The sequence below is a fragment of the Enterovibrio sp. QJM3NY_24 genome, assembly GCF_057786035.1.
The window spans coordinates 2,909,923-2,934,769 of record NZ_CM173519.1 but is presented as its reverse complement, the minus strand read 5'-3'; the positions used below and the strand labels follow the sequence as shown (position 1 = coordinate 2,934,769).

Genomic DNA, 24,847 nt, shown 5'->3' with positions numbered 1-24,847 from the left:
TGATGTTTTTCACAGAAAGCCCTTGCCAAGATCTCAAGCCTCCTTATAATGCGACCTCACTGACACGGCGACCTGCTCCACACGGAACAAACAGCCCAATCAGTACGGCGAAAACGGCTTCAAAACTGAACGGAAATAAACGCTTGACGTTAACGACCCAATCAGTAGAATGCCCGCCTGCTTCAACGGAAAAGCCCAGTGCTTATCGCGGTTGAAGTGAGTCAACAAGACGTTTTGGAGGCGGTGAGCAGCACGCTGAAAAATCTCAAAATTTCTTCTTGACTTCATCGCCCGGCAGCGTAGAATTCGCAGCCCTGACGATGAGAAGACGTCTCCACGGAGTCGCTTCTGCAGTCAACGTTCTTTAACAATTTGACCTATACAATCTGTGTGGGCACTCGTACTTGATAGACATAAGATTTATCAATGAACTGAGTGACCCAAGATGGTTGAGCTCTTCGGAGTAACGCTGTCAACACAGTCAATGCAGATTTGCCTTAGGGCAAAAAAGTAATTCAGTATTCATTGAGCGTTAGACCTGTTTCTTCGGAAATAGTGATAACAAGAAAAATTCTAATTGAAGAGTTTGATCATGGCTCAGATTGAACGCTGGCGGCAGGCCTAACACATGCAAGTCGAGCGGTAACATTTCAAGAGCTTGCTTTTGAAGATGACGAGCGGCGGACGGGTGAGTAATGGCTGGGAACCTGCCCTGACGTGGGGGATAACAGTTGGAAACGACTGCTAATACCGCATGATGTCTACGGACCAAAGAGGGGGATCTTCGGACCTCTCGCGTCGGGATGGGCCCAGTTGGGATTAGCTAGTTGGTGAGGTAATGGCTCACCAAGGCGACGATCCCTAGCTGGTTTGAGAGGATGATCAGCCACACTGGAACTGAGACACGGTCCAGACTCCTACGGGAGGCAGCAGTGGGGAATATTGCACAATGGGCGCAAGCCTGATGCAGCCATGCCGCGTGTGTGAAGAAGGCCTTCGGGTTGTAAAGCACTTTCAGCAGTGAGGAAGGTTGGTACGTTAATAGCGTATTAATTTGACGTTAGCTGCAGAAGAAGCACCGGCTAACTCCGTGCCAGCAGCCGCGGTAATACGGAGGGTGCGAGCGTTAATCGGAATTACTGGGCGTAAAGCGCATGCAGGCGGTTTGTTAAGCAAGATGTGAAAGCCCCGGGCTCAACCTGGGAACCGCATTTTGAACTGGCAGGCTAGAGTCTTGTAGAGGGGGGTAGAATTTCAGGTGTAGCGGTGAAATGCGTAGAGATCTGAAGGAATACCGGTGGCGAAGGCGGCCCCCTGGACAAAGACTGACGCTCAGATGCGAAAGCGTGGGGAGCAAACAGGATTAGATACCCTGGTAGTCCACGCTGTAAACGATGTCTACTTGGAGGTTGTGGCCTAGAGCCGTGGCTTCCGGAGCTAACGCGTTAAGTAGACCGCCTGGGGAGTACGGTCGCAAGATTAAAACTCAAATGAATTGACGGGGGCCCGCACAAGCGGTGGAGCATGTGGTTTAATTCGATGCAACGCGAAGAACCTTACCTACTCTTGACATCCACAGAATTCGCTAGAGATAGCTTAGTGCCTTCGGGAACTGTGAGACAGGTGCTGCATGGCTGTCGTCAGCTCGTGTTGTGAAATGTTGGGTTAAGTCCCGCAACGAGCGCAACCCTTATCCTTGTTTGCCAGCGAGTAATGTCGGGAACTCCAGGGAGACTGCCGGTGATAAACCGGAGGAAGGTGGGGACGACGTCAAGTCATCATGGCCCTTACGAGTAGGGCTACACACGTGCTACAATGGCGTATACAGAGGGCAGCGAGACCGCGAGGTGGAGCGAATCCCAGAAAGTACGTCGTAGTCCGGATCGGAGTCTGCAACTCGACTCCGTGAAGTCGGAATCGCTAGTAATCGTGGATCAGAATGCCACGGTGAATACGTTCCCGGGCCTTGTACACACCGCCCGTCACACCATGGGAGTGGGCTGCACCAGAAGTAGATAGCTTAACCTTCGGGAGGGCGTTTACCACGGTGTGGTTCATGACTGGGGTGAAGTCGTAACAAGGTAGCCCTAGGGGAACCTGGGGCTGGATCACCTCCTTAACGATACTATTAATGCCAGTGTCCACACAAATTGTATAGGTTGAAAAAGTAAAGAGTGGTTGAGGTCCCAAGCCTCAACGCATCAGCAACGCGAGTTGTTGAAAGATAAGTGTCCCATTCGTCTAGAGGCCTAGGACACCGCCCTTTCACGGCGGTAACAGGGGTTCGACTCCCCTATGGGACGCCACGGGTCGTTAGCTCAGTTGGTAGAGCAGTTGACTTTTAATCAATTGGTCGTAGGTTCGAATCCTACACGACCCACCATTCTCTCCATGAGGGAATTAAAACTATCGTGGGCGATTAGCTCAGTTGGGAGAGCACCTCCCTTACAAGGAGGGGGTCACTGGTTCGAGCCCGGTATCGCCCACCACTCTCTAAAAATTTTCTGCAACGGAATCGCAGACCCAATAAGCAAATTATGTTATCGGGTGCGCATTTTTGCGTCGAAAATCATTAGAAAGTGGACATCTCTGTATCAGAGACACATCACTTTGCTCTTTAAAAATCTGGAAAGCTGACTAGTAGATTTATGACTTCTCTTTATAGAGAGGGAATAAATTGAAATCTGTTTCTTATCTCTCTACCCGAGAGGTAACGAAACAAAAGTTCTCAAAACGTTAATCCTGATGGGATTAACACCAAACACATTCAAGTGTTCTTGGTTTCATCGAAAGATGAACATATTTGAGTCCGGCGAAAAACCGTTCAACGTTCTTGGTTTCCACTTTTTCATAAAAGTAGGGTCAAAAACAGCGAACCGACTCTTTAACGAGAGTCACCTTGGTTGTTTGTCCATACATAAAGACCTCTTGGGGTTGTATGGTTAAGTGACTAAGCGTACACGGTGGATGCCTTGGCAGTCAGAGGCGATGAAGGACGTATTAACTTGCGATAAGCGTAGATAAGGCAGTAAAAGCCACTTGAGTCTACGATTTCCGAATGGGGAAACCCACGTGCATAAGCACGTATCATGCAGTGAATACATAGCTGTATGAGGCGAACTCGGGGAACTGAAACATCTAAGTACCCGAAGGAAAAGAAATCAATTGAGATTCCGGCAGTAGCGGCGAGCGACCCCGGATTAGCCCTTAAGCAGTTTAAGTGTTAGTGGAAGCCTCTGGAAAGTGGCGCGATACAGGGTGATAGCCCCGTACACGACAATGCTTTTATTGTGAAAACGAGTAGGACGGGACACGTGGTATCCTGTCTGAACATGGGGGGACCATCCTCCAAGGCTAAATACTCCTGACTGACCGATAGTGAACCAGTACCGTGAGGGAAAGGCGAAAAGAACCCCTGTGAGGGGAGTGAAATAGAACCTGAAACCGTGTACGTACAAGCAGTGGGAGCCTCTTTTATGGGGTGACTGCGTACCTTTTGTATAATGGGTCAGCGACTTACTTTTAGTAGCAAGGTTAACCGAATAGGGGAGCCGTAGGGAAACCGAGTCTTAACTGGGCGAATAAGTTGCTAGGAGTAGACCCGAAACCGAGTGATCTAGCCATGGGCAGGTTGAAGATTGAGTAACATCAATTGGAGGACCGAACCGACTAATGTTGAAAAATTAGCGGATGACTTGTGGCTAGGGGTGAAAGGCCAATCAAACTCGGAGATAGCTGGTTCTCCCCGAAAGCTATTTAGGTAGCGCCTCGGACGAATACTACTGGGGGTAGAGCACTGTTAAGGCTAGGGGGTCATCCCGACTTACCAACCCTTTGCAAACTCCGAATACCAGTAAGTACTATCCGGGAGACACACGGCGGGTGCTAACGTCCGTCGTGGAGAGGGAAACAACCCAGACCGCCAGCTAAGGTCCCAAAGTTATCGCTAAGTGGGAAACGATGTGGGAAGGCTCAGACAGCCAGGATGTTGGCTTAGAAGCAGCCATCATTTAAAGAAAGCGTAATAGCTCACTGGTCGAGTCGGCCTGCGCGGAAGATGTAACGGGGCTAAGCGATACACCGAAGCTGCGGCATCAACTCTTCGGAGTTGTTGGGTAGGGGAGCGTTCTGTAAGCCGTTGAAGGTGAACTGTAAGGTTTGCTGGAGGTATCAGAAGTGCGAATGCTGACATGAGTAACGATAAAGGGGGTGAAAAACCTCCTCGCCGGAAGACCAAGGGTTCCTGTCCAACGTTAATCGGGGCAGGGTAAGTCGACCCCTAAGGCGAGGCCGAAAGGCGTAGTCGATGGGAAACGGGTTAATATTCCCGTACTGCTTATAACTGCGATGGGGGGACGGAGAAGGCTAGGTGGGCTTGGCGACGGTTGTCCAAGTTCAAGTGCGTAGGTGGGTGTCTTAGGTAAATCCGGGACGCTATTAACACTGAGACACGATGTCGAGTCACTACGGTGATGAAGTCATTGATGCCATGCTTCCGGGAAAAGCCTCTAAGCTTCAGGTTATAAGGAATCGTACCCCAAACCGACACAGGTGGTCGGGTAGAGAATACCAAGGCGCTTGAGAGAACTCGGGTGAAGGAACTAGGCAAAATGGTACCGTAACTTCGGGAGAAGGTACGCTGCCTCCGGTGAAGTCCCTTGCGGATGGAGCTAGAGGCAGTCGCAGATACCAGGTGGCTGCAACTGTTTATTAAAAACATAGCACTGTGCAAAATCGAAAGATGACGTATACGGTGTGACGCCTGCCCGGTGCCGGAAGGTTAATTGATGGGGTTATCTTCGGAGAAGCTCTTGATCGAAGCCCCGGTAAACGGCGGCCGTAACTATAACGGTCCTAAGGTAGCGAAATTCCTTGTCGGGTAAGTTCCGACCTGCACGAATGGCGTAATGATGGCCACGCTGTCTCCACCCGAGACTCAGTGAAATTGAAATCGCAGTGAAGATGCTGTGTACCCGCGGCTAGACGGAAAGACCCCGTGAACCTTTACTACAGCTTGGCACTGAACATTGACCCTACATGTGTAGGATAGGTGGGAGCCTTTGAAGCATCGTCGCTAGATGGTGTGGAGGCAATCTTGAAATACCACCCTTGTATGCTTGATGTTCTAACGTTGGTCCCTTATCGGGATTGCGGACAGTGCCTGGTGGGTAGTTTGACTGGGGCGGTCTCCTCCCAAAGAGTAACGGAGGAGCACGAAGGTGGGCTAATCACGGTCGGACATCGTGAGGTTAGTGCAATGGCATAAGCCCGCTTGACTGCGAGAATGACAATTCGAGCAGGTACGAAAGTAGGTCATAGTGATCCGGTGGTTCTGAATGGAAGGGTCATCGCTCAACGGATAAAAGGTACTCCGGGGATAACAGGCTGATACCGCCCAAGAGTTCATATCGACGGCGGTGTTTGGCACCTCGATGTCGGCTCATCACATCCTGGGGCTGAAGTCGGTCCCAAGGGTATGGCTGTTCGCCATTTAAAGTGGTACGCGAGCTGGGTTTAGAACGTCGTGAGACAGTTCGGTCCCTATCTGCCGTGGGCGTTGGATGATTGAGAGGGGCTGCTCCTAGTACGAGAGGACCGGAGTGGACGAACCTCTGGTGTTCGGGTTGTCACGCCAGTGGCATTGCCCGGTAGCTAAGTTCGGAATTGATAAGCGCTGAAAGCATCTAAGCGCGAAGCAAGCCTCGAGATGAGTCATCCCTGACACTATAAGTGTCCTAAAGGGTTGTTGGAGACTACGACGTAGATAGGCAGGGTGTGTAAGTGCTGCGAGGCATTGAGCTAACCTGTACTAATTGCCCGTGAGGCTTAACCATACAACACCCAAGGGGTTTTAGCGGACTCAGATAAGAACGTTGAATGTGTATTGAGAAGTCACTAGTCAGAATTTTCCCAGATTTAGTATCTTGCCGTTATCCATAGAGATAGCGTAGGCAGGGTTTATTCTGGCAAAGCCGCCCACGAGCTGAGCGAGGAAGTGTACGACTGTACATGACCGAGTGAAGGAGGGAGGCAATGCAGCCAGAGTGACGCCTGACAAGCGGGATACAACAACAAAATTTGCTTGGCGACCATAGCATTATGGACCCACCTGATCCCATGCCGAACTCAGAAGTGAAACGTAATAGCGCCGATGGTAGTGTGGGGTCTCCCCATGTGAGAGTAGGACATCGCCAGGCTTCAAATTCGTTTTCATCTTTTTAAGAAAAAGATGAAAGCAAAAAGAAAAACAAAAGGCCACCCGATAGGGTGGCCTTTTTGTGTTTTTGATTTTTCCCCCTCGAAGGGAATGATATCCCTTCGTATCTTTGAGATTTTGCTCGTAGACATGAATGTAACGTTTATTACTTCAGCTGGTGTTAATGTCTGACATGTAAAATTGAGGGAGTTAACAGATACAGGGGGCTCAAATGAATAAAACACTATCAATAATCGTATTGCTACTGTCTATCTCTGGCTGCTCAAACGTTATTCTTGAAATGACGGAACAACAAGATTGGGTTGCAGTAGCTCAACATGATGTTGAGTTTGGTAAAAAGCAGAGAACCGATGATAACTTGGAGGAGCTTGGCGCTATTAGTTTTGAGGCAAAAGAAGAATATGTAGACGCATATCTCGCACATGTGAATTTTTATTGTGAGCCAAGAAAGGGTTATCTCGCTGGTCGTATTGGGAAGCCTAGAAATGATGTGTGCTTTACTACACCTAATGGGTGGATGTATGAGCAAAGTTGGCTGTCCGGAAGAACATCAGAGCGACTCTAGTTATTAATAAAAGACCAGCTAATGCTGGTCTTTTTAGATGAATTTATACTTGAGACTGTAACTAATTTTGTGTAACTGCTTATCACACCATACTCTAATGAGAGTTAAGGATAGGCAGATGCGCATGAACAAGAAAAAACTCGAAGCTTTCGCCAAGGAAGCAGCCAAAGGTATCAAAACACCTGAGGACTTGAACGAATTTAGTCAGATGTTGAAAAAGATCACCGTTGAAGCGGCTTTGAACGCTGAAATGGATGAGCACCTAGGCTACGAAAAACATCAAAAGTCATCGTCAAACAACAGTCGTAATGGCACGAGCAGCAAGCGTGTCAAAACCGAAGATGGCGAGTTTGAGCTTGATACACCACGCGACCGTGAGGGCTCTTTTGAGCCAGCGTTGGTGAAGAAACACCAATCCCGCTTTACCTCTATGGATGACAAGATCCTCTGGCTTTACGCGCAAGGCATGAGCACGCGTGACATCGTTAATGCATTCGACGAATGGTACGGCGCCGACATCTCTCCGACGCTGGTTTCACGCGTCACCAATGCGGTCATCGAGCAAGTTATTGAATGGCAGTCTCGCCCTCTCGATGCTGTTTACCCGATTGTTTACCTTGATTGCATCGTCGTGAAAATTCGCCAAGATAAGCGTGTCATTAACAAGTCTATCTTCTTGGCTCTGGGGATTAATACCGAGGGACATAAAGAGCTCATGGGCATGTGGATAGCCGAGAACGAAGGCGCAAAGTTCTGGTTAAGTGTATTGACTGAGCTTCAGCAACGTGGCGTTGAAGACATTCTCATTGCTTGTGTTGATGGCTTGTGTAGTGGTTTAATGATCCCTGACGCCATCAATGCTGTCTACTCCCAAACACACATCCAGCTATGTATCGTGTACATGGTGCGTAATTCATTGAAATACGTCTCTTGGAAAGATTACAAAGCGGTCACAGCCGCTCTGAAGCGCGTATACCGTGCTGCCACAGAAGAAGAGGCCTTGCTTGAATTAGAGCGGTTCGGCGAGACTTGGGATGCACAGTATCCACAAATCAGCAAATCGTGGCGTAATCACTGGGAGAATCTCAATACGTTGTTTAATTATCCTGATGACATTCGCAAAGCGATATACACCACTAATGCGATTGAATCTCTCAACAGTGTTATCCGAAGGGCTATCAAAAAACGGAAGGTATTCCCAAGTGATGATGCGGCAAGGAAGATGGTGTATCTGGCCATTAAGGACGCCAGTAAGAAATGGACAATGCCGATTCAAAACTGGCGCCAGGCGATGAGTCGATTTATTATCGAGTTCGGGGAACGCCTCGAAAAGCATATTAACTAAATGGCAGTTACACAGAATCTGTTACAGGCTCTAATACTTAGTTGTTTGCATGCAACTCTGCATTCAATTCTACTGCCGACTTATTCGTCAGACATTCGATCTTGCCAGTCAGCGAGTTTCGACGGAATAACAAATCTGATTTACCTGCTAAGTCACGTGCTTTCACGGTTTCCACTTCAGCACCGCCTGCATCCAGCATCGATACTTTAGTACCAGCAGTAACATACAAGCCAGATTCGATAGTACAGCGATTCCCAAGAGGGAAGCCTAGACCTGCGTTAGCACCCAGAAGGCTATTCTCGCCAATAGAGATGACTAACTGACCGCCACCACTCAATGTACCCATAATAGAAGCGCCTCCACCGATGTCGCTGCCATTTCCTACCATGACACCAGCAGAAATACGGCCTTCAACCATGCTCACACCTTCAGTGCCAGCATTGAAATTGATGAAACCTTCATGCATTACCGTTGTGCCTTCGCCTACATGTGCGCCCAGGCGTACGCGCGCCGTATCGGCAATGCGAACACCCGCTGGAACCACGTAGTCGACCATTTTAGGAAACTTATCGACGGAATCTACGGTCAGTGTTTCACCCGCTAAACGTGCTTCTATTTGGCGTTCAGCCAGTTCAGGTAGATCGATAGGCCCTTGGTTGGTCCATGCAATGTTGTGCAGCAAGCCAAAAATGCCATCCAAAACGATAGCATGAGGCTTTGCCAGTCGCTGAGAGATGAGTTGCAGTTTCAAGAAACCTTCTGCAACACTGGCCGGTTTTTCATCGTTTGCAAGAATAACCAAAACCAATGGCTGGTTAGATGTTGCTGCTTTCGCGGCAAAACTTGCTGCTAGTTGTTGGTCTGCTTTGGAAAATGCTGCTGAAATGGCATCACATTGAGACGCTTCTACGTTGAAAAACTGGTTACCTTCTTCGTATTTAACGACGTCAGCCAGAGCAACTATCAACGAATCTGACGGGTTTAGGGTTGGGGTTGGGAAAAATGCTTCAATGATTTTTCCGTCTTTATTTTTAGTTGCGGTGCCAAGCGCCAGAGCAAAACTTGCCATGATGAGAAGGTCTCCTTGTCTCTTTTCTGATCGCTGCATGAAACAGAGATCACTCAATATTGTGAATGCTGGAGACATCTTAAAGTGAAGGGAGACAAGATTGAAGGGCGAAGAATTAGATTCTTTCAGAAAACAGTACTTAGTGGAGGTTTCTCGACAATTAGACCGAAAACAGGTCTCAAAACAAAATAAAAAACGCCCCGATATCGGAGCGTCCTAGAAGATTATGCCGCTTCAGCGTCATCCTCTTTGGCCAGTTCAACTTTCTTCTTTGTCGGCTTTGGTGTTGGCTTGCGCTTTGCTCCCAAAGCACACAAAACGTCTTCGCGGTTTTGTGCCAAAAAGAGAGATAACTCTTCACGTTGCGCTTCATCTGCCGCAGCGCCACTTTTACCTAAAAGTTCGAATAGCTCATCAGCCATGTCGAGCATTTTGTCGTACGCATCAGCTTCCGCTTTAGAGGTAAAAGTCATCTTCTCTTCTCCATTGCGTTCAACCACATATTTGACGATAACGGCCACGGTTAACCCCTCATTAATTGTCTACTGTCTGTTTATACAGTAGAGTAAATGTATGTGTCTAGTTTAACCGTGATTAGTGTGATGGCATTAGAAAAATTCTCAGATATTTATTATCGCGCAGCGACAAGAAAAGGCAGCAATAGTGCTTTGGAACAACGCTTGTCGTATCCAAAATCTACTGAAGATTTGTTGAAAATCACCGATGACCGTTGGTTGGCGATGTTCAGTCAGAAGATTTTCCAATCTGGTATGAACTGGCAAGTAGTGAGAAATAAATGGCCAGGATTTGAGGAGGTTTTCTGGGGGTTCGATATCGAAAAGATGTGTTTGATCCCGCCTGAAATGTGGGAAAAAAAAGCCACGAATCCTGCCATTATTCGCCACCTTGGAAAAGTGATGACGATTCCTCACAACGCCCAGATGATTCAGCATGCCAGCAGAGATCGTGGGAGTTTTTCTCAATTTATTGCTGATTGGCCAAGTGCCGACATTGTAGGTCTATGGGCGTATCTGAAAAAACAAGGTAATCGATTAGGGGGAAATACGGGTCCCTATTCCCTTAGACTGATGGGAAAAGACACATTTATTTTATCTGGTGATGTTGAAGCTTATCTGCGAGCGCATAACATCATTGATGGTGGGCGTGATACTCGCAAATCTTTGCAAGCCGCTCAGGATGCGTTTAACTTTTGGCATGCTGAAAGTGGCCGTCCTTTCTGCCAAATAAGCCAAATCATCGCATTCAGTGTGGGCGATAACAGCAACTAACGCTGGTATATTAACCTGAAATCTGCCAGTTGGTACTGAAGGTGATAAATTGGTTGAGTAGGGGAGATAGGTGTTTGTCTTTATGACGGACGAGCCAGTACTGACGTCTGAGGTCTAAAGGTATATCAAGTAAGTGTAAACGGTTGTTAGACACAGCATGTCGAGCGGCGAGTTTTGATAAATAGGCGAGCCCTAATCCCGCGGCAGCACAGTTAATGATCGCTTCTGTGGTTCTGAGCTCAAAAGCAATGTTCCAATGTTCGAGTCGCGGTGCCATGCGTGAGAGAAAATGCTCCCGCGTCCCTGAACCCGTTTCACGTAGAATCCATGGATGCTCTTCAAGATCAAACAGTGTTAGCGTACTCTCTTGCACCAATGGATGATCCACGGCACAAGCGATACACATCTCATCTGACAGCCATGGTTCCATCAGTAAATCAGTATTATTGAGAAGACGCTTATTCTCTCCCTGCCCTTCAATTAATCCGATATCCAGTTCAAACGCCATCAGTCCATGAATAATTGTCTGACTGTTAGAAATCATTAATTCTTGATCGACATGATTGCTTTGATTGCGAAAGTCTCGTAGCAGGAAAGGTACCAATTGATTGCCAATGGTATCGCTAGCACCTATGCGTAAATGACCACTAAGTTCCCCTGTCGTATCCAATACTTTTATGATTTCATCGCTGCGCGTTAGTAACTCATCAGCAAGAGGCAGAAGGCGTTTACCGTGTTCGTTGATCAATAGGCGATTATTGACACGTTCAAAAAGGTTATGCCCGATCTGTTTTTCAAGTTCGGAGATCGCCATGCTCACCGCAGGCTTAGAGAGGTACAGCAGTGCTGATGCAGCAGTAATGGTTTTTTCTTGCGCGACAGCAACGAAAACTTGTAATTGACGTAAAGAAACAGACATAAGGTTAAGCTTAGTTGAAAGTGGGTTTAAATATATTCAGATATACTAAAACACAATGCCGTTCTATCATAATTTATATGTTTTTCTTCTAAAGACGTGATAGAGCGATGCGCAGACATTTAAATCTTCTTCCTACCCCCATGGCCGGTTTGGCGCTGGCAATAGCTAGTCTTGGTTGGAGCTGGGAAAATGCAGGTAACTTTAACGGATCGGCGCAATATATTGGAGCTGCTATTGGCGGCGTCATGCTGTTACTCATCGCATCCAAGTTTCTATTGAGTCCTAAGAACCTCTGGGCAGATCTGCAGCACCCAGTTGTAGGCAGTGTCGTCCCTACTTTTGCCATGGGTGTGATGATTGTCTCAAGTGCATTGGGGAAGTGGTCTCCTATGGCCGGCGACACCTTGTGGGTGTTTGCCGTTGCTATGCACTTGACCTTTCTCACCTCTTTTGTGTATCACCGAGCAAAGAGTTTCTCATTGAGCCACATGGTGCCAAGTTGGTTTGTACCACCGGTGGGTCTTGTTGTTGCCGATGTCGCCTTCTCGGGTAATCCTGCGTTGCGCCCGGTGGCTGATGCAATTTTGATCTTTGGTTTATTATCTTATGCCGTCTTGTTGCCGATGATGATCTACCGTTTGATCTTCTGTGGTGAAGTACCTGATGGAGCAAAACCAACGATTGCCATCATGGCAGCGCCAGCTAGTCTGTCGTTAGCGGGTTATCTCACCGTCAGTCAATCACCTTCGCCTGTGATTGTTGCAGTGCTACTCGGGATCGCGCTGCTGATGACCGCGGTAATTTATGTGTCATTCGCGTATTTGATGCGATTGCCATTTTCGCCAGGTTTTGCGGCATTTACCTTCCCCATGGTCATCGGTGCGACAGCACTTTATAAAACAGCGACTTGGATGCAATCGATAGGAATGGCACCTGAGTACGTTAACCAGATATCAGTGATTGCACTTATTGAGTTGGTCGTAGCAACCGTTGTTGTCGGCTATGTCTCTTTGCATTATCGCCGCTTTATTTCCTTGCAGTGGAAACAACCTGTTGCTGCATAAAAACTAAGTTCGCAAGATACTGAGTTTGTAAAAACTAAGTCTGCAAAAAAAAGCTCGCAAATTTGCGGGCTTTTTTCAACTTTCCGCTCACGCTTAACGGCCTGAAATTGCACTCTTGAAAGCATTCCGCCACAATCTCTCCATTCAAGTTCTCAAGAGTTCTGCACTGTGTTTACTGTCTACCATTCCAACCAATTAGATCTATTGAAAAGCTTGCTGGTAGCTATTGTTCAACAAAAACCGTTGGATAATCCTTTCCAGAAAGAAATTATCTTGGTGCAAAGTCCAGGGATGGCACAGTGGCTTAAGTTGGAGATGGCCAAAGAGCAGGGCATCGTGGCAAACGTAGAATTTCCTTTGCCTGCTACTTTCATTTGGCAGATGTTTACCCACATTTTGGATGGCGTTCCTCAGCGAAGCTTTTTTAATAAAGAAGCGATGACGTGGAAGTTAATGAAAGTGCTACCTGCCATGCTCGATGAGCCCGATTTCGCAGAACTCAAACGCTACCTCGAAGACGATATCGACCAACAAAAGCTCTACCAACTTGCTGGTAAGATTGCCGATATCTATGACCAATATCTGGTGTACCGTCCTGAATGGATTAAAGCGTGGGAAAATGAAAAGCCAGTACCAGAGCTCGAAGAAGAAAAAAACTGGCAGCCTTTACTTTGGCAGGCTCTCTACGATTACACGTTGCAGCAAGGCCAATCACCATTTCACCGCGCCAATCTCTATGAAGAGTTCATCGATACACTCGCTTCTCATTCATCCAAACCCGAGGGGCTGGCGGGTATTGAGCGCGTATTTGTATTCGGCATCTCAGCCCTGCCTCCGCGTTATCTGGATGCGCTGAAAGCCTTGGGGCAGCATGTTGATGTGCATTACATGTTTACTAACCCTTGTCGCTATTTCTGGGGGGATATTCGCGATAAACGCTATCTGGCGAAACGAGCCGCGGCAATGGATAGCCGTATTAGCCGCACAAACGGTGACGATGAACCCGCTCAATTCTCATTGCCGTTAGGCGGTGAAGATGATGCTGCAGAAATTGGCAATAGTCTGCTGGCTTCCATGGGTAAGCTCGGTCGTGATAATTTACTGTTGATATCAGAGCTTCAATGTCACGAAGTGGATCAGGGGTTTGTCGACATTCCACGCCACAGCTTATTGCAGCAAATCCAAGCTGATATTCTCGATTTGATTGAGCCGGGTAATGTTCTAGAAACCCTAACCAGTCAGAGCAAGCAGGAGATTTCGCCACACGATCGCTCAGTCACAATAGAAGTTTGCCACTGCCCAATGCGAGAAGTGGAAGTCTTGCACGATCGCTTACTGGATATGCTGGAATCCGATCCCTCTCTCACTCCTCGCGATATCGTGGTCATGGTTGCCGATATTAATGCCTACAGCCCTGCTATCCAGTCAGTGTTCGGGAATGCCCCCGGTGAACGCTACATTCCTTTTTCGATATCGGATCGTAGCGCCGATCAGGAAAGCCCAATTCTCACCACCTTCTTGCGTTTACTGGGCTTGCCAGACAGTCGTTGCAGCGCGGCAGAGTTATTAGAAATCCTCGAGGTTCCATCAGTGCTTCGCCGCTTTGGTTTTGATCACCGACAATTTGAGAAGGTGAAATTCTGGGTTGAAGAGGCGGGGATACGCTGGGGGTTAGATGATCAAACAGCTACACATTTTTCGCTGCCCGATCAGCATCAAAATACGTGGCAGTTTGGGCTCAATCGAATGTTACTGGGTTATGCGATGCCAAGTGAAAAAGGCTTGTATAACGATGTACTTGCCTATGACGAGGTGCAGGGGCTAGAGGCCGATGTCGCGGGTAAACTCGGCGAGTTTTTCCGCGTATTGAATGAGGCGCAAACTGCACTGACGCAAACTAAGATTGGTGAGGACTGGGTTCAGACACTTACGGTTTTGTTTGACGACATGTTTGCTCTTGATACAGATGAAGAATTGGCAGGGCGTCTGATCCGTGATCAACTTGATAACTGGCTCACCCAGCTCGATGATGCCGGTTTTAGCCAGACATTGTCGTTGGCTATTGTGCGCGATTATTTGAAAGAAAAACTCGGTGGTGAGCGAGTTAGTCAGCGCTTTTTGGCAGGTCAGGTTAACTTTTGTACCTTGATGCCAATGCGCTCCATTCCGTTCAACGTTGTGTGTCTATTGGGCATGAACGATGGCGATTATCCTCGTACTATTGCACCAGTCGGATTTGATCTTATGGCAGGCCGCACGCGAGCGGGTGATCGCTCTCGTCGTGATGATGACCGTTACCTGTTTCTGGAAGCACTGCAATCGGCACAGCAGCGTTTATACATAAGCTATGTGGGTCGTTCGGTGCAGGATAATTCTGAGAAAGTGCCTTCAGTGTTGATCAGCGAGCTACTCGACTATTGCCGACAAGGTTACTGCTTACAAGGTGACACTGCTCTTCCTGAGTTTGAGTCAGGGGAAAAGCTGCTTAGTTGCTTGGTTCATAACAATCCACTTGTACCATTTAGTCGTGTGGCGTTTAGCAGCGAAAGACAAAGCTATGCTGCCGAATGGCTGCCTGCAGCCAAAGGCGAAGGAAAGTTGGCAGCTTCTTTTCTTGGCGAACAGGGATTGACTGCAGAAAGCGAAGCGGACTTCGGGATTGTTGAACTGGCCGAATTACAGCGCTTTTGGCGTTTGCCCGTGCAATATTTTTTCAATCGCCGTTTGAAAGTCTTTTTTGAAGCGCCAAGCGGAGCAATGGAAGATGTCGAGCCGTTCGCATTGGACAACCTGCAACGTTATCAACTGCGTGATGCTTTGCTCTCACACGTCATCGAGCATGATGACAGTGAAGAATCACTTAATCGTTTCTTTCAACTGCAAAAAGCCAGTGGTGCCTTGCCACTCAGCCACTTTGGCGAGCTGACGCTTGAAAGTGAGCAAGCAGGCATTCTTGCCATGTACGAAAGGCTCAAACCGTATTTTTCAGAACGCCGCCAACCGCTTGAAATCAATTTGTCGATACCTACATCGCGAGGCACCGTCTTGTTACAAGGTTGGCTAGATGAACGCTATCGCGTAGGACGTGTTTTGTTCCGCAGCGGAAAAGTCCGTGCTCGAGACAGGTTGGCAGCGTGGATTGATCATCTGTGCCAATGCGCAGCAGGGGATATGACCGAGACGCGTTTTATTGGTGTTGATGAAGAAGTCATCCTCACGCCAATCCCTGCCGCTGATGCTGTCGCGTATTTGACGTTTTATTTAGAACAATATGATGAAGGCACAGAGCGACCGATGGCGTATTTGCCCAACACTGCGTTGGCCGGGTTATTGGCCTGCATCGACAAAAAAGGCAATTGGTCAGACGATGATGTAGTGCGAGATAAAGCCAAGATTAAAATGCGCGCAGCATTTGATGGCGGCTATATGACAACAGGCGAGGGCGAGAACGCCTATGTCAGACGTGTATGGCCTCAGGCCAGTGACCAATTATTGGATGACGTTTTGGCGTGGGGGGAAAACGTGCTGCTACCTGCGCTGAATGCAGAAAAAAAAGAAGACTAACAGCGGTTTTGTCAGTCTTCTCTCAATGCAGCACAGTGATCTGTGCTGCTTGTTTGCAAAGAATGGCTAGGAAGTAATGTTGAACTTTGCGAGTTGATTACGACCAGTCTCACTCAGTGACTTGACCTTGTCGCTAAGCACTAGCGTTTCTTCGCTGGCATCGCGGTTGGTATGTGAAATATCACTAACACTCACCACACTCCGTGCAACTTCCAATGATGCACTGGCTTGTTGTGAGGTGGAAGTGGCGACAGCGGTATTTAACTGTTCCAAGTCGTTGATAAGATCTGCCAGTGCAGACAATTGCGACTGTGCTTGACGCGCCTGCTCTAGACTCTGCGCAGTTTTGTCTGTACCACTGCTCATGATCTTCGCCGCTATTTGAGCGCGTTCTTGCAACTTCTCAATGATGGCGTTGATTTGCGTGGTCGACTCTTTAGTCGAATGAGCCAACTTTCTTACTTCATCAGCAACCACCGCCTGCGCTGCCTGCTCTAGCGGCTTCAATAGCGGCATTCAAAGCCAACAGATTGGTTTGCTCTGAAATATCATTGATAACAGTGACCACATCGCTGATCTGGTCGCTCGAAGCGGCAAGCTCACGAATGTTACGCTCAGCATCAATCACATCACGGTTAACCTCTTCAAACTTGCCAAGAGACGTTGAGAGTACCTTTTCCGCTTCACCCACCAGCATTCGTGAATGACGAGTACTGTCTTGTGCCGTCAGCGTGCTGGACTCTACGTCTTTGATGGCAGAAGACATCTCTTCCATGGCACTTGCGACTAAATCTAACTCCTGGCTTTGACTACGGATGCCATCTGTCGATCGAGTAGCCAGTTGCTCCATCGTTTTGCTGTCGCAATCAAGCTCGTGGAGCGTGGTATCCACGTTAGAGAGCAGAGTTTGAAGTTGTTGACAGGCATCGTTTAGGTTTTGCGCCATCTCTCCCAGTTCATCGCCACTATTAACGTCGGCCCTTGCGGTGAGGTCGCCTTTAGCAACAGCCCCTAACGCACGCTGGATTTCACGAATAGCTTTCAACAGCATACGGGAAAGTACTGTTGCCAATAGAATCAATACCATGGTGAAGGACAGCGCGAGTAAGGCAGATTTACTCGCCTCCTTCCAAACTAATGCTTCAAGGTCATCAATATAGATGCCCGTGCCAATCAGAAGCCCCCACGGCGCATGGCGTTTTACGGCGCTGACTTTTTCAATGGCGGTATTGCTACCAGGTTTGGCAAACCAATAACTGCTAAATCCACCACCTGCAGGTTGAGCCGCTTGCCTCATATCGCGTAACACCGCAGATCTATTGCTGTCGCGGAATGCATTGAAATCACGTCCGATCCAGCTTTTAGCACCAGCTAACATGGTGCCATTGTTATCAACAACGAAATAGTAGCCATCAGTACCAAATCGCAAGGGCTGTAGCGCCGCCATTGCATTGCTTAGCCCTTTTTCTGAGGCATCTTTTTGATAATTGTTGTCGATGATTTGCCAAGCAATATCAATGGTCTGCTTAAGATTGCTCTTTCTCTCCTGGAGTAGGTCATTATGTAGGCTTCGGACTTGGAAAGCGGTGAGAAGGGTAATGCTAATCACTGAAATGCAGACAATAAGCAGTAACTTATATTTCACCGAAAGATTTGCAACAAATTTTATACTAGAGATACTCAGCTTTTTAGTGTGCTGTAACAACTTTGAAACAAGAAGGGTCGCCTAATTTGAGGGGGGTATCAATAGCTATTCATACGCTGAAACATGTAATACTGAGAGTCTGGTCGCATGCATATTTTTCTTCGCGTTTTATGTCTAAGTTTTAAAGCGTGAACTGTCAATAAAGTCTGCGTAGGCATTTCAATTACATTCGGTGCCAGACTTGATAAAATCCAGCGATACATCTCAAGTGAGCCGACATTGCATGGCAATTCAACCTCTTCATCCCATGACTTTTCCGCTTTTTGGTCAGCGACTGATCGAAGCCTCTGCGGGGACCGGTAAAACCTTTACCATCGCGGGCTTGTACCTGCGGTTACTTTTGGGGCATGGCACTGAAGCGTCGGCACATGAAGTGCCACTGACGGTCGAAAAAATTCTGGTGGTGACGTTTACTGAAGCGGCAACGCAGGAGCTAAGAGATCGCATCCGTGCGCGTATTCACGAAGCAAGACTGGCATTCAGTCGGGGTGAAAGTCGCGATCCGGTCATTCAGCCATTGCTTGATGAAGTGAGTGATCACAAGCACGCTGAGCAACTACTGCTGCAAGCGGAACGCCAAATGGATGAAGCTGCGATATACACGATTCATGGTTTTTGTCAGCGTATGCTGACGCAAAACGCGTTTGAATCCGGTAGCTTGTTCAGTAATGAATTCATCACCGATGAGTCGGCATTGCGAGAGCGTGCTGTCTCTGATTTCTGGCGTCGTCAGTTTTATCCCTTGCCGAAATCCTTGGCGGGGGTAGTACGAAGCTATTGGGCGTCTCCACTCTCATTGTTGGGCGATGTTGGTGTGTATTTGTCGGGGCCACTGGTCAGCATTCAAGCGCCCGAGATGCCCGATGATTTAGAACAGTTGCACAAAGATAATCTAGCGCGCATTGAGGGTGTGAAATCGCAGTGGTGCGCTGCTGCGCCTGACTTAGAAGCGTTGATTTCGTCATCGGGCGTTGATAAACGCAGCTATAGCAAACGATCACTGCCAAATTGGCTAGAAGAAGTCGGTATCTGGGCTCTGGTCCCAACGATAAACTACGATTTTCCGACCAATCTACCTCGCTTCGCCGCATCCATCTTGAGTGAAAAAACCAAGAAAGGGGAAGTGCCCACACACACCGTTTTTGATGCCATTGATACTTTGTTGGCCTCTCCGCCGACACTCAAAGACGCGCTAACGGCACATGCCATTCGAGAAGTGCGAATTCTACTCGCGCAGGAAAAACGCCGCTTTGGCTGGTTATCGTTTGATGATTTGCTCTCTCAGTTGTCAGAAGCACTGAGTCAAGACAGTGAACGCGTGCTTGCAGAGCGGATCCGCACTTTGTTTCCTGTCGCTATGATTGATGAATTTCAAGATACGGATCCTCAGCAGTACCATATTTTTAGCGATATTTATGCTGATGCGCCACAGTGCGGTTTGTTTATGATTGGCGATCCGAAACAAGCAATTTATGCATTTCGTGGTGCGGATATCTTTACCTATATTCATGCACGTAGACAGATCACCGAACACTACAATCTTGGCATCAATTGGCGTTCAACGGCTGACATGGTGGCAGCGGTAAATCGCGTTTTCTCCTATGCTGACGCCCCGTTTATTTACGAAGGTGATATCCCGTTTACGTCGGTTGATCATGCTCCAGGAGCAGAAGACAGACATTGGCAATACGATGGCGCACAACAAGCAGCCTTAACCTTTTGGTTGCCGGATGACCGGGAATTGGTCAGCAAGAATGATTATCAATCGACTATGGCGATTGCTACCGCGAGCAGTATTCGAGAGATACTGACGGCGGGTAACGAGGAGCGTGCGCATTTTTGTAAAGGTGAGAGCCAAAAAGCCATTCACGCGGGTGACATTGCCATTCTTGTGAGGACAGGTAGCGAAGCGGCGAAAGTTAAGCAAGCGCTGGCGAGACAGGGCATTGCATCGGTCTACTTGTCCAATCGCAACAGTGTGTTTTCCAGCGCCTTAGCGACCGATCTACAGCGGCTTTTGGCTGGGGTGTTATCACCCGATAATGAGCGTGCACTTCGCGCGGCGCTCGCCAGTGGCTTATTTGCATTGACCGCAGAAGAGCTCGATGCCTTGAATCATGATGAAAAATCGTGGGAGCGGGCCGTTATCGAATTTGCCACCTACCAGTCAGTGTGGTTTTCACGCGGCATCTTACCTATGTTGCGTCAGGTTATGCAGCGTCGCGGTATCGCAGAGCGTTTATTGCTTGAAGACGAAGGCGAGCGAGCATTGACTGACTTATTGCACCTCGGCGAATTACTCCAACAAGCGAGCCAAACCCTAGATAGCCACCATGCGCTGATCCGCTGGCTTGCTGATCATATCGACAATCCCAATGGCAACAGCGAAGAGCAACAGGTGCGTTTGGAATCTGAACGTGATTTGGTTCAAATCGTCACCATCCACAAATCCAAAGGCTTGGAATATGATTTGGTGTATTTGCCCTTTGCGTGCAATTTCAGACCGTCAGACAGGCCGTTTTTCCACGACGAAGACAATACGCCGACCTTGGCATTGTCCAACCCAGAACCTGCGATTGAGCAAGCAGATAAAGAGCGTCTCGCTGAAGATCTGCGTTTGATTTACGTGGCATTGACCCGCGCTGTTTATGGTTGCTTTATTGGGTTAGCACCGCTGAAAGACGGACGTAAATCAACAGGGGATACTGGGCTGCACAAATCTGCGCTGGGGTATTTGATTCAAAAAGGCGAAGCAGGGGATGCTGATGCGCTTCACGCGGCTGTGATTGATCTTGTCAAAGACCAACATCAATGCACCGTTACCTCGCCACCAAGCGATGCCAGCGGAAAATTCGCGGCACAGGACGCGGTTGATGAGGCCATTGCTGCGCGAAAATTCAAAGGGACGATAAGACGCGATTGGCGCTTAACCAGTTATTCCGGTTTGGTTAAGCAAGGGCATAGCTCTGCGCTACCCGATTTACCTGCGTTTGATATTGATGCTGCCGACGAGCAAAGCGATGAGCATGAACCTATTGACCAGTTTGGATCGATCTTCCAATTCCCACGAGGTGCACGCCCCGGTACGTTTTTGCATACCTTATTTGAAAATGTTGATTTCGGCGAAGATATGTACAGCGAAGAAGTGGCGGAGATGATCCGTCATGCGCTGGCGATGGAAAACTACGACGAAGCTTGGGTGCCTGTTTTGCAGCGCTTGTTGACCGATGTTGTAGCGCAATCGCTTGGCGAGCAAGGACTTACGTTGTCGCAAATTGACGCGCCAGCACGGCTGACAGAAATGGAGTTCGTGATGCCCGTTGAACGTCTTCAATGTGGTCGCGTCAATCGCCTGATCCAAGCGCACGATCCGCTTTCTGCTAAGGCTTCTGAGCTTGGGTTTGATACGGCAAGTGGCATGCTAAAAGGTTTTATCGACTTGGTGTTTTGTTGGCAGGGACGTTATTACGTACTCGATTGGAAATCGAATTACCTTGGTGATACGCCCGCGGATTACACCGAAGCGGCGCTGAGTCAGGCAATGGTTGATCATAGATATGATTTTCAGTACCAGATTTATTCGTTGGCATTACATCGATTCTTGCGTCAGCGGATACCGGATTATGATTTTGAACGCCATTTTGGCGGCGTTTATTACTTATTTGTGCGTGGCATTGAAGCTGATACGCGGCATGGCATTTTCTACACCAAACCTTCTTATTCTCTGATTGACGGATTGGACATGCTTTTTACCGATGGAGAGAGCGCTGATGGCGATGAATGAGATGCTTCAGACGCTTTATAAGCGTGGCGTTATTCGGGCGATCGATCGTCAATTTGCGCTGTTCATTGCAGATCAGCTCAATGATACCAATACGAAAACTGCAGGTTGGGCGGCTTTGGTCAGTTTCGAGCTGGGCAAAGGCAATGTGTGCATCGATCTCGCCGCTATCGATCCAACAAGACTGTTTGACTTACCTGCGGCCGATTCTGCTCGCGTTGCTGCACTTCTCGAACCAGAACATGCACTGACATTGGTTGAGCAAAGTCCTGTTGTCGGTAAGGGCGATATTCCTACGCCACTCGTGATGGATGGTTCTAGACTCTACCTTCACCGTTATTGGCTGGCAGAGCAGCGCGTGGTGGCGGAGATCAGCAAACGCGTTAAGACGATTGAATTACCTGACGAAACACGCCAGCTTCTTGATAACTTGTTCGTGCCGGATATTGGCTATTTGAAAGAGCAATTTGCATTGTGGCCTGACGCAGAACAGCCACAAAAGCTGGTGGATTTTTTTGATGTTGTTGAGTCAAATCGCGTTGATACCCAAGCATTGATCACGCTGATTTCATCCGGTGCCAGTCATGAAGCAATATTGTCTGCAGTGCCAGAGTCGGCTCGACTCAATTGGCAAAAGGTCGCTGCTGCCGTGGCACTCAGTTATCGCTTTACAGTGATTTCAGGTGGTCCGGGTACAGGAAAAACCACGACAGTGGCTAAATTACTCGCCGCGCTTGTTAGTAGCAGTGACAAAGCGTCAGGGCTGGATATCAAGCTGGTGGCACCAACAGGAAAAGCGGCAAACCGACTTACAGAGTCAATCGGAAAAGCGGTTGCTGCATTGCCAGTAGATGCGAGTATTCGTGAAAGAATTCCGGTGCAAGCGTCCACCATTCACCGTCTGTTGGGGGCCATTCCGAACCGCGTTGAGTTTCGTCATCACGAGGGTAATCGACTCCATCTTGATGTGCTGGTGGTCGATGAAGCATCAATGGTTGATTTACCGCTAATGGCGCGATTACTTTCAGCACTGCCCGATCATGCGCGTGTTATCTTGCTTGGCGACCGCGATCAACTCGCCTCGGTCGAGGCCGGAGCGGTATTAGGTGATATTTGTGATGGCGCTGATGCGGGTTACAGTCCATCGCGTGCAAATCAATTATCAGCACTCACTGGATTCGAACTGCAAGGGCATGAGCATGTACCCGCCGTGTCCGATGGGGTTTGTCTGCTCAAGAAAAGCTATCGTTTTCACGCACGATCGGGTGTTGGTCAATTAGCTAACGCGATTAATGCTGGGGATCCGAAGCAATTAGAAAAGGTGTTGATGCAGGGCTTTGCCGATATCGCATTGCATGATTTAGACGGTGATGTATACGGTCATGCGATTACGCAGGCGGTAGAAGGATATAGTGCCTACCTCCGTGCACTATTAGCAGGAGAAGACCATCGACAGATACTGCGCTTGTTTTCTGATGTGCGCCTATTGTGCGCGTTGGCGGATGGGCCGTTTGGCGTGAAAGGGCTGAACAGTGCGATTGAGAAAGCCTTGTCAGCAAAACGCCTAATTGCTCCCGGAGAAGAAGCTTTCTATTCCGGTCGACCGGTTATGGTGATTCAAAATGACCATGGCTTAGGTCTTTATAACGGTGACATTGGCATTGTGGTTAAGCAAGAGGATGGTTTACGAGTGGTGTTTGAAATGTCAGATGGCACCGTGAGAGCTTTCTTACCGAGTCGCTTACCTGAGCATCAAACCGCGTATGCGATGACCATCCACAAATCTCAAGGTTCGGAGTTCAATCACACGCTGTTGGTGTTGCCACCAACGCCAACACCCGTCATGACGCGAGAGCTGGTATATACCGGCGTCACTCGGGCAAAGTCGAGGTTAGATGTTTACGCAACCCGCGCCAGTTTGGCGCGGGCAGTAAGAAGGAAAACGCAGCGCTTTAGTGGGTTGGCAGACGCATTACGTGCCCGTTAAGATCTAGGGTTAGTACCTTAGATCGGCGTTGCAGATTGTAAAGCTCCTGCTTGGCATCAGGGAGCGCACTCACATCTGCTTCGGCAAAACCGTGTTCGCGGAACCAGTGAATACTGCGTGTCGTGAGCACGAAAATGGTTTTAAGCCCATCTTGCAATGCTTGTTGCATGATGTATTGCAACAAGCGCGTACCGCGCTCGCTGTCACGATATTCTGGTTGTACGGCAACACAGGCCATCTCAGCGCTCTTTGATTCAGGGTAGGCGTAAAGGGCTGCACAACCGATGATACGATCGTCGCGTTCAATGACGGTAAAGCGAGGGATTTCTTGTTCGAGTTGCTCCCGTGAGCGCCGAACCAAAATGCCTTGTTCTTCCAGCGGACGAATGAGATCTAAAATACCGCCAATATCATTAATAGTCGCCTGGCGGATTTGCTCGGCACTTTCCGTGACAATTTGGGTGCCAATCCCTTCAATCGAGAATAATTCTTGGATTAAGGAACCATCGACTTTGTAGCTCAGAAGGTGGCTTCTTGGCACGCCAGAGCGACAGGCAGCGACCGCACCACGCAAAAAGCGGACAGTGCCTGACTGAATGTCTCCCGCCTGTTCGCGCTGGTGTAGAATTTCTTCAACCTGATGCGGGAAAAGCTCAGACAATACATTGCCGTTCGGGCCTATCACACCTTGCAATGAACAGAATCCGATTAATTTGTCGGCATTGAGACGAATTGCAAGTTGAGTCGCAATTTCTTCTGAGGTGAGATTAAAGCACTCTCCGGTAACAGAGCTTGCGACGGGGCCGAGTAAGACGATCGCACGCTGATCGAGCTGACGGTGAATACCTTCAATGTCGATCCGGCGTATTCGGCCGCTATGACAATAATCAATGCCTTCATCGACGCCTAGAGGCTGTGCGATGACAAAGTTACCGCTCACGACGTTGATTTGTGCACCAGCCATTGGTGTATTATTCAGGCTCATTGAGAGGCGAGCGGTGATGTCTAGCTGCAACTGCCCAGCAGCCTGTTTGACGACCTCCAGCGAAGCGGAGTCTGTCACCCTTACACCATTGTGATAGGGCGTTTCTAGCCCTTGCTTGTCTAAAAGCTGGCTAATTTGAGGGCGCGCGCCATAAACCAGAACAAGACGCAGACCTAAGCTGTTGAGAAGCGCAATATCGTTGACGATATTACCAAAGTTGTTATCCGCGATCGCTTCACCGCCCAGCATGATGACGATGGTTTTATTTTGGTGTGCATTGACATAAGGCGCAGATTGCCTAAATCCTTTTACAAGTGCTGTACTACGAAGTTTCAACACCTTACTCCATTATTATGA

The 24,847-nt window shown here is 48.5% G+C and carries 11 protein-coding genes, 3 tRNA genes, 3 rRNA genes and 1 pseudogene; 13 read left to right on the top strand and 5 right to left on the bottom strand.

Translation table 11 applies throughout. The features are described 5' to 3' along the window. Positions 1–574 precede the first annotated feature (574 nt). The 8 genes from AC3CIC_RS13005 to AC3CIC_RS12970 all read left to right on the top strand — a co-directional run bounded on the left by AC3CIC_RS13005 (position 575) and on the right by AC3CIC_RS12970 (position 8,127). Positions 575–2,119 (top strand): 16S ribosomal RNA (locus tag AC3CIC_RS13005). A gap of 111 nt (positions 2,120–2,230) precedes the next feature. Further along, positions 2,231–2,306, top strand: a tRNA-Glu gene (locus AC3CIC_RS13000). Position 2,307: 1 nt separating this feature from the next. Then, a tRNA-Lys gene (locus tag AC3CIC_RS12995) sits at positions 2,308–2,383 on the top strand. A gap of 30 nt (positions 2,384–2,413) precedes the next feature. Continuing rightward, positions 2,414–2,489: transfer RNA gene (locus tag AC3CIC_RS12990), tRNA-Val, on the top strand. 451 nt (positions 2,490–2,940) lie between these two features. After that, positions 2,941–5,834, top strand: a 23S ribosomal RNA gene (locus tag AC3CIC_RS12985). A 247-nt stretch (positions 5,835–6,081) separates the two neighbouring features. Continuing rightward, positions 6,082–6,197: ribosomal RNA gene (rrf, locus tag AC3CIC_RS12980) — 5S ribosomal RNA — on the top strand. The 16S, 23S and 5S rRNA genes sit together here with 3 tRNA genes alongside, the layout of an rRNA operon. Positions 6,198–6,428: 231 nt before the next feature. Continuing rightward, positions 6,429–6,782 (top strand): DUF2799 domain-containing protein, encoded by a 354-nt coding sequence (locus AC3CIC_RS12975; protein WP_488514814.1) that lies wholly within the window; start codon positions 6,429–6,431, stop codon positions 6,780–6,782. 124 nt (positions 6,783–6,906) lie between these two features. Beyond that, positions 6,907–8,127, top strand: a complete 1,221-nt coding sequence (locus AC3CIC_RS12970; RefSeq protein ID WP_488515914.1) for an IS256 family transposase — start codon at positions 6,907–6,909, stop codon at positions 8,125–8,127. Between the two features lie 37 nt (positions 8,128–8,164). Here AC3CIC_RS12970 and dapD read toward each other — a convergent pair whose 3' ends face one another. Together dapD and AC3CIC_RS12960 are read right to left on the bottom strand one after the other, a co-directional pair. Then, entirely contained in the window at positions 8,165–9,196 is a 1,032-nt protein-coding gene (dapD, locus tag AC3CIC_RS12965; RefSeq protein WP_488514813.1) for a 2,3,4,5-tetrahydropyridine-2,6-dicarboxylate N-succinyltransferase, read from the bottom strand. A 224-nt stretch (positions 9,197–9,420) separates the two neighbouring features. Beyond that, entirely contained in the window at positions 9,421–9,717 is a 297-nt protein-coding gene (locus tag AC3CIC_RS12960; protein ID WP_016959376.1) for a YebG family protein, read from the bottom strand. Between the two features lie 81 nt (positions 9,718–9,798). Between AC3CIC_RS12960 and AC3CIC_RS12955 the strand changes: the two genes are divergently transcribed. Beyond that, complete coding sequence (locus AC3CIC_RS12955; protein WP_488515913.1) at positions 9,799–10,485, top strand: DNA-3-methyladenine glycosylase I; 687 nt, start codon at positions 9,799–9,801, stop codon at positions 10,483–10,485. A 10-nt stretch (positions 10,486–10,495) separates the two neighbouring features. Here the strand turns inward: AC3CIC_RS12955 and AC3CIC_RS12950 are convergent, their stop codons facing one another. Further along, positions 10,496–11,404: a LysR substrate-binding domain-containing protein gene (locus AC3CIC_RS12950; RefSeq protein WP_488514812.1), complete on the bottom strand. Its 909-nt coding sequence runs from the start codon at positions 11,402–11,404 to the stop codon at positions 10,496–10,498. Between the two features lie 107 nt (positions 11,405–11,511). Here AC3CIC_RS12950 and AC3CIC_RS12945 point away from each other — a divergent pair, with 107 nt between their 5' ends. Continuing rightward, positions 11,512–12,468 (top strand): SLAC1 family transporter, encoded by a 957-nt coding sequence (locus tag AC3CIC_RS12945; RefSeq protein ID WP_026024001.1) that lies wholly within the window; start codon positions 11,512–11,514, stop codon positions 12,466–12,468. A 168-nt stretch (positions 12,469–12,636) separates the two neighbouring features. Further along, the gene (recC, locus tag AC3CIC_RS12940; protein WP_488514811.1) at positions 12,637–16,032 is read left to right on the top strand and encodes an exodeoxyribonuclease V subunit gamma; all 3,396 of its coding nucleotides are present in this window, start codon (positions 12,637–12,639) and stop codon (positions 16,030–16,032) included. A gap of 66 nt (positions 16,033–16,098) precedes the next feature. On the opposite strand, the pseudogene AC3CIC_RS12935 reads toward recC, so the two are convergent. Continuing rightward, positions 16,099–17,641 (bottom strand): annotated as a pseudogene (locus AC3CIC_RS12935) (methyl-accepting chemotaxis protein). 319 nt (positions 17,642–17,960) lie between these two features. On the opposite strand from AC3CIC_RS12935, the gene recB reads away from it, so the two are divergent. Beyond that, positions 17,961–21,521 carry an exodeoxyribonuclease V subunit beta gene (recB, locus tag AC3CIC_RS12930; RefSeq protein WP_488514810.1) on the top strand — a complete coding sequence of 1,187 codons (3,561 nt, stop codon included), beginning with the start codon at positions 17,961–17,963 and terminating at the stop codon, positions 21,519–21,521. Beyond that, positions 21,508–23,505 carry an exodeoxyribonuclease V subunit alpha gene (recD, locus tag AC3CIC_RS12925; RefSeq protein WP_488514809.1) on the top strand — a complete coding sequence of 666 codons (1,998 nt, stop codon included), beginning with the start codon at positions 21,508–21,510 and terminating at the stop codon, positions 23,503–23,505. The genes recB and recD overlap by 14 nt, the downstream gene beginning before the upstream one ends. Here the strand turns inward: recD and argA are convergent. Next, a complete protein-coding gene (gene argA, locus AC3CIC_RS12920) occupies positions 23,471–24,826 on the bottom strand; it encodes an amino-acid N-acetyltransferase (RefSeq protein ID WP_026024370.1) in 1,356 nt (451 codons plus the stop codon). The genes recD and argA overlap by 35 nt on opposite strands. Between the last annotated feature and the right edge of the window lie 21 nt (positions 24,827–24,847).

What these genes read in the sequence shown, in the direction of transcription:
- AC3CIC_RS12975 (WP_488514814.1), top strand. Translation starts at nt 6,429, where the DNA reads ATGAATAAAACACTATCAATAATCGTATTGCTACTGTCTATCTCTGGC.
- AC3CIC_RS12970 (WP_488515914.1), top strand. Translation starts at nt 6,907, where the DNA reads ATGAACAAGAAAAAACTCGAAGCTTTCGCCAAGGAAGCAGCCAAAGGT.
- dapD (WP_488514813.1), bottom strand. Translation starts at nt 9,196, where the DNA reads ATGGCAAGTTTTGCTCTGGCGCTTGGCACCGCAACTAAAAATAAAGAC.
- AC3CIC_RS12955 (WP_488515913.1), top strand. Translation starts at nt 9,799, where the DNA reads ATGGCATTAGAAAAATTCTCAGATATTTATTATCGCGCAGCGACAAGA.
- AC3CIC_RS12950 (WP_488514812.1), bottom strand. Translation starts at nt 11,404, where the DNA reads ATGTCTGTTTCTTTACGTCAATTACAAGTTTTCGTTGCTGTCGCGCAA.
- AC3CIC_RS12945 (WP_026024001.1), top strand. Translation starts at nt 11,512, where the DNA reads ATGCGCAGACATTTAAATCTTCTTCCTACCCCCATGGCCGGTTTGGCG.
- recB (WP_488514810.1), top strand. Translation starts at nt 17,961, where the DNA reads ATGGCAATTCAACCTCTTCATCCCATGACTTTTCCGCTTTTTGGTCAG.
- recD (WP_488514809.1), top strand. Translation starts at nt 21,508, where the DNA reads ATGGCGATGAATGAGATGCTTCAGACGCTTTATAAGCGTGGCGTTATT.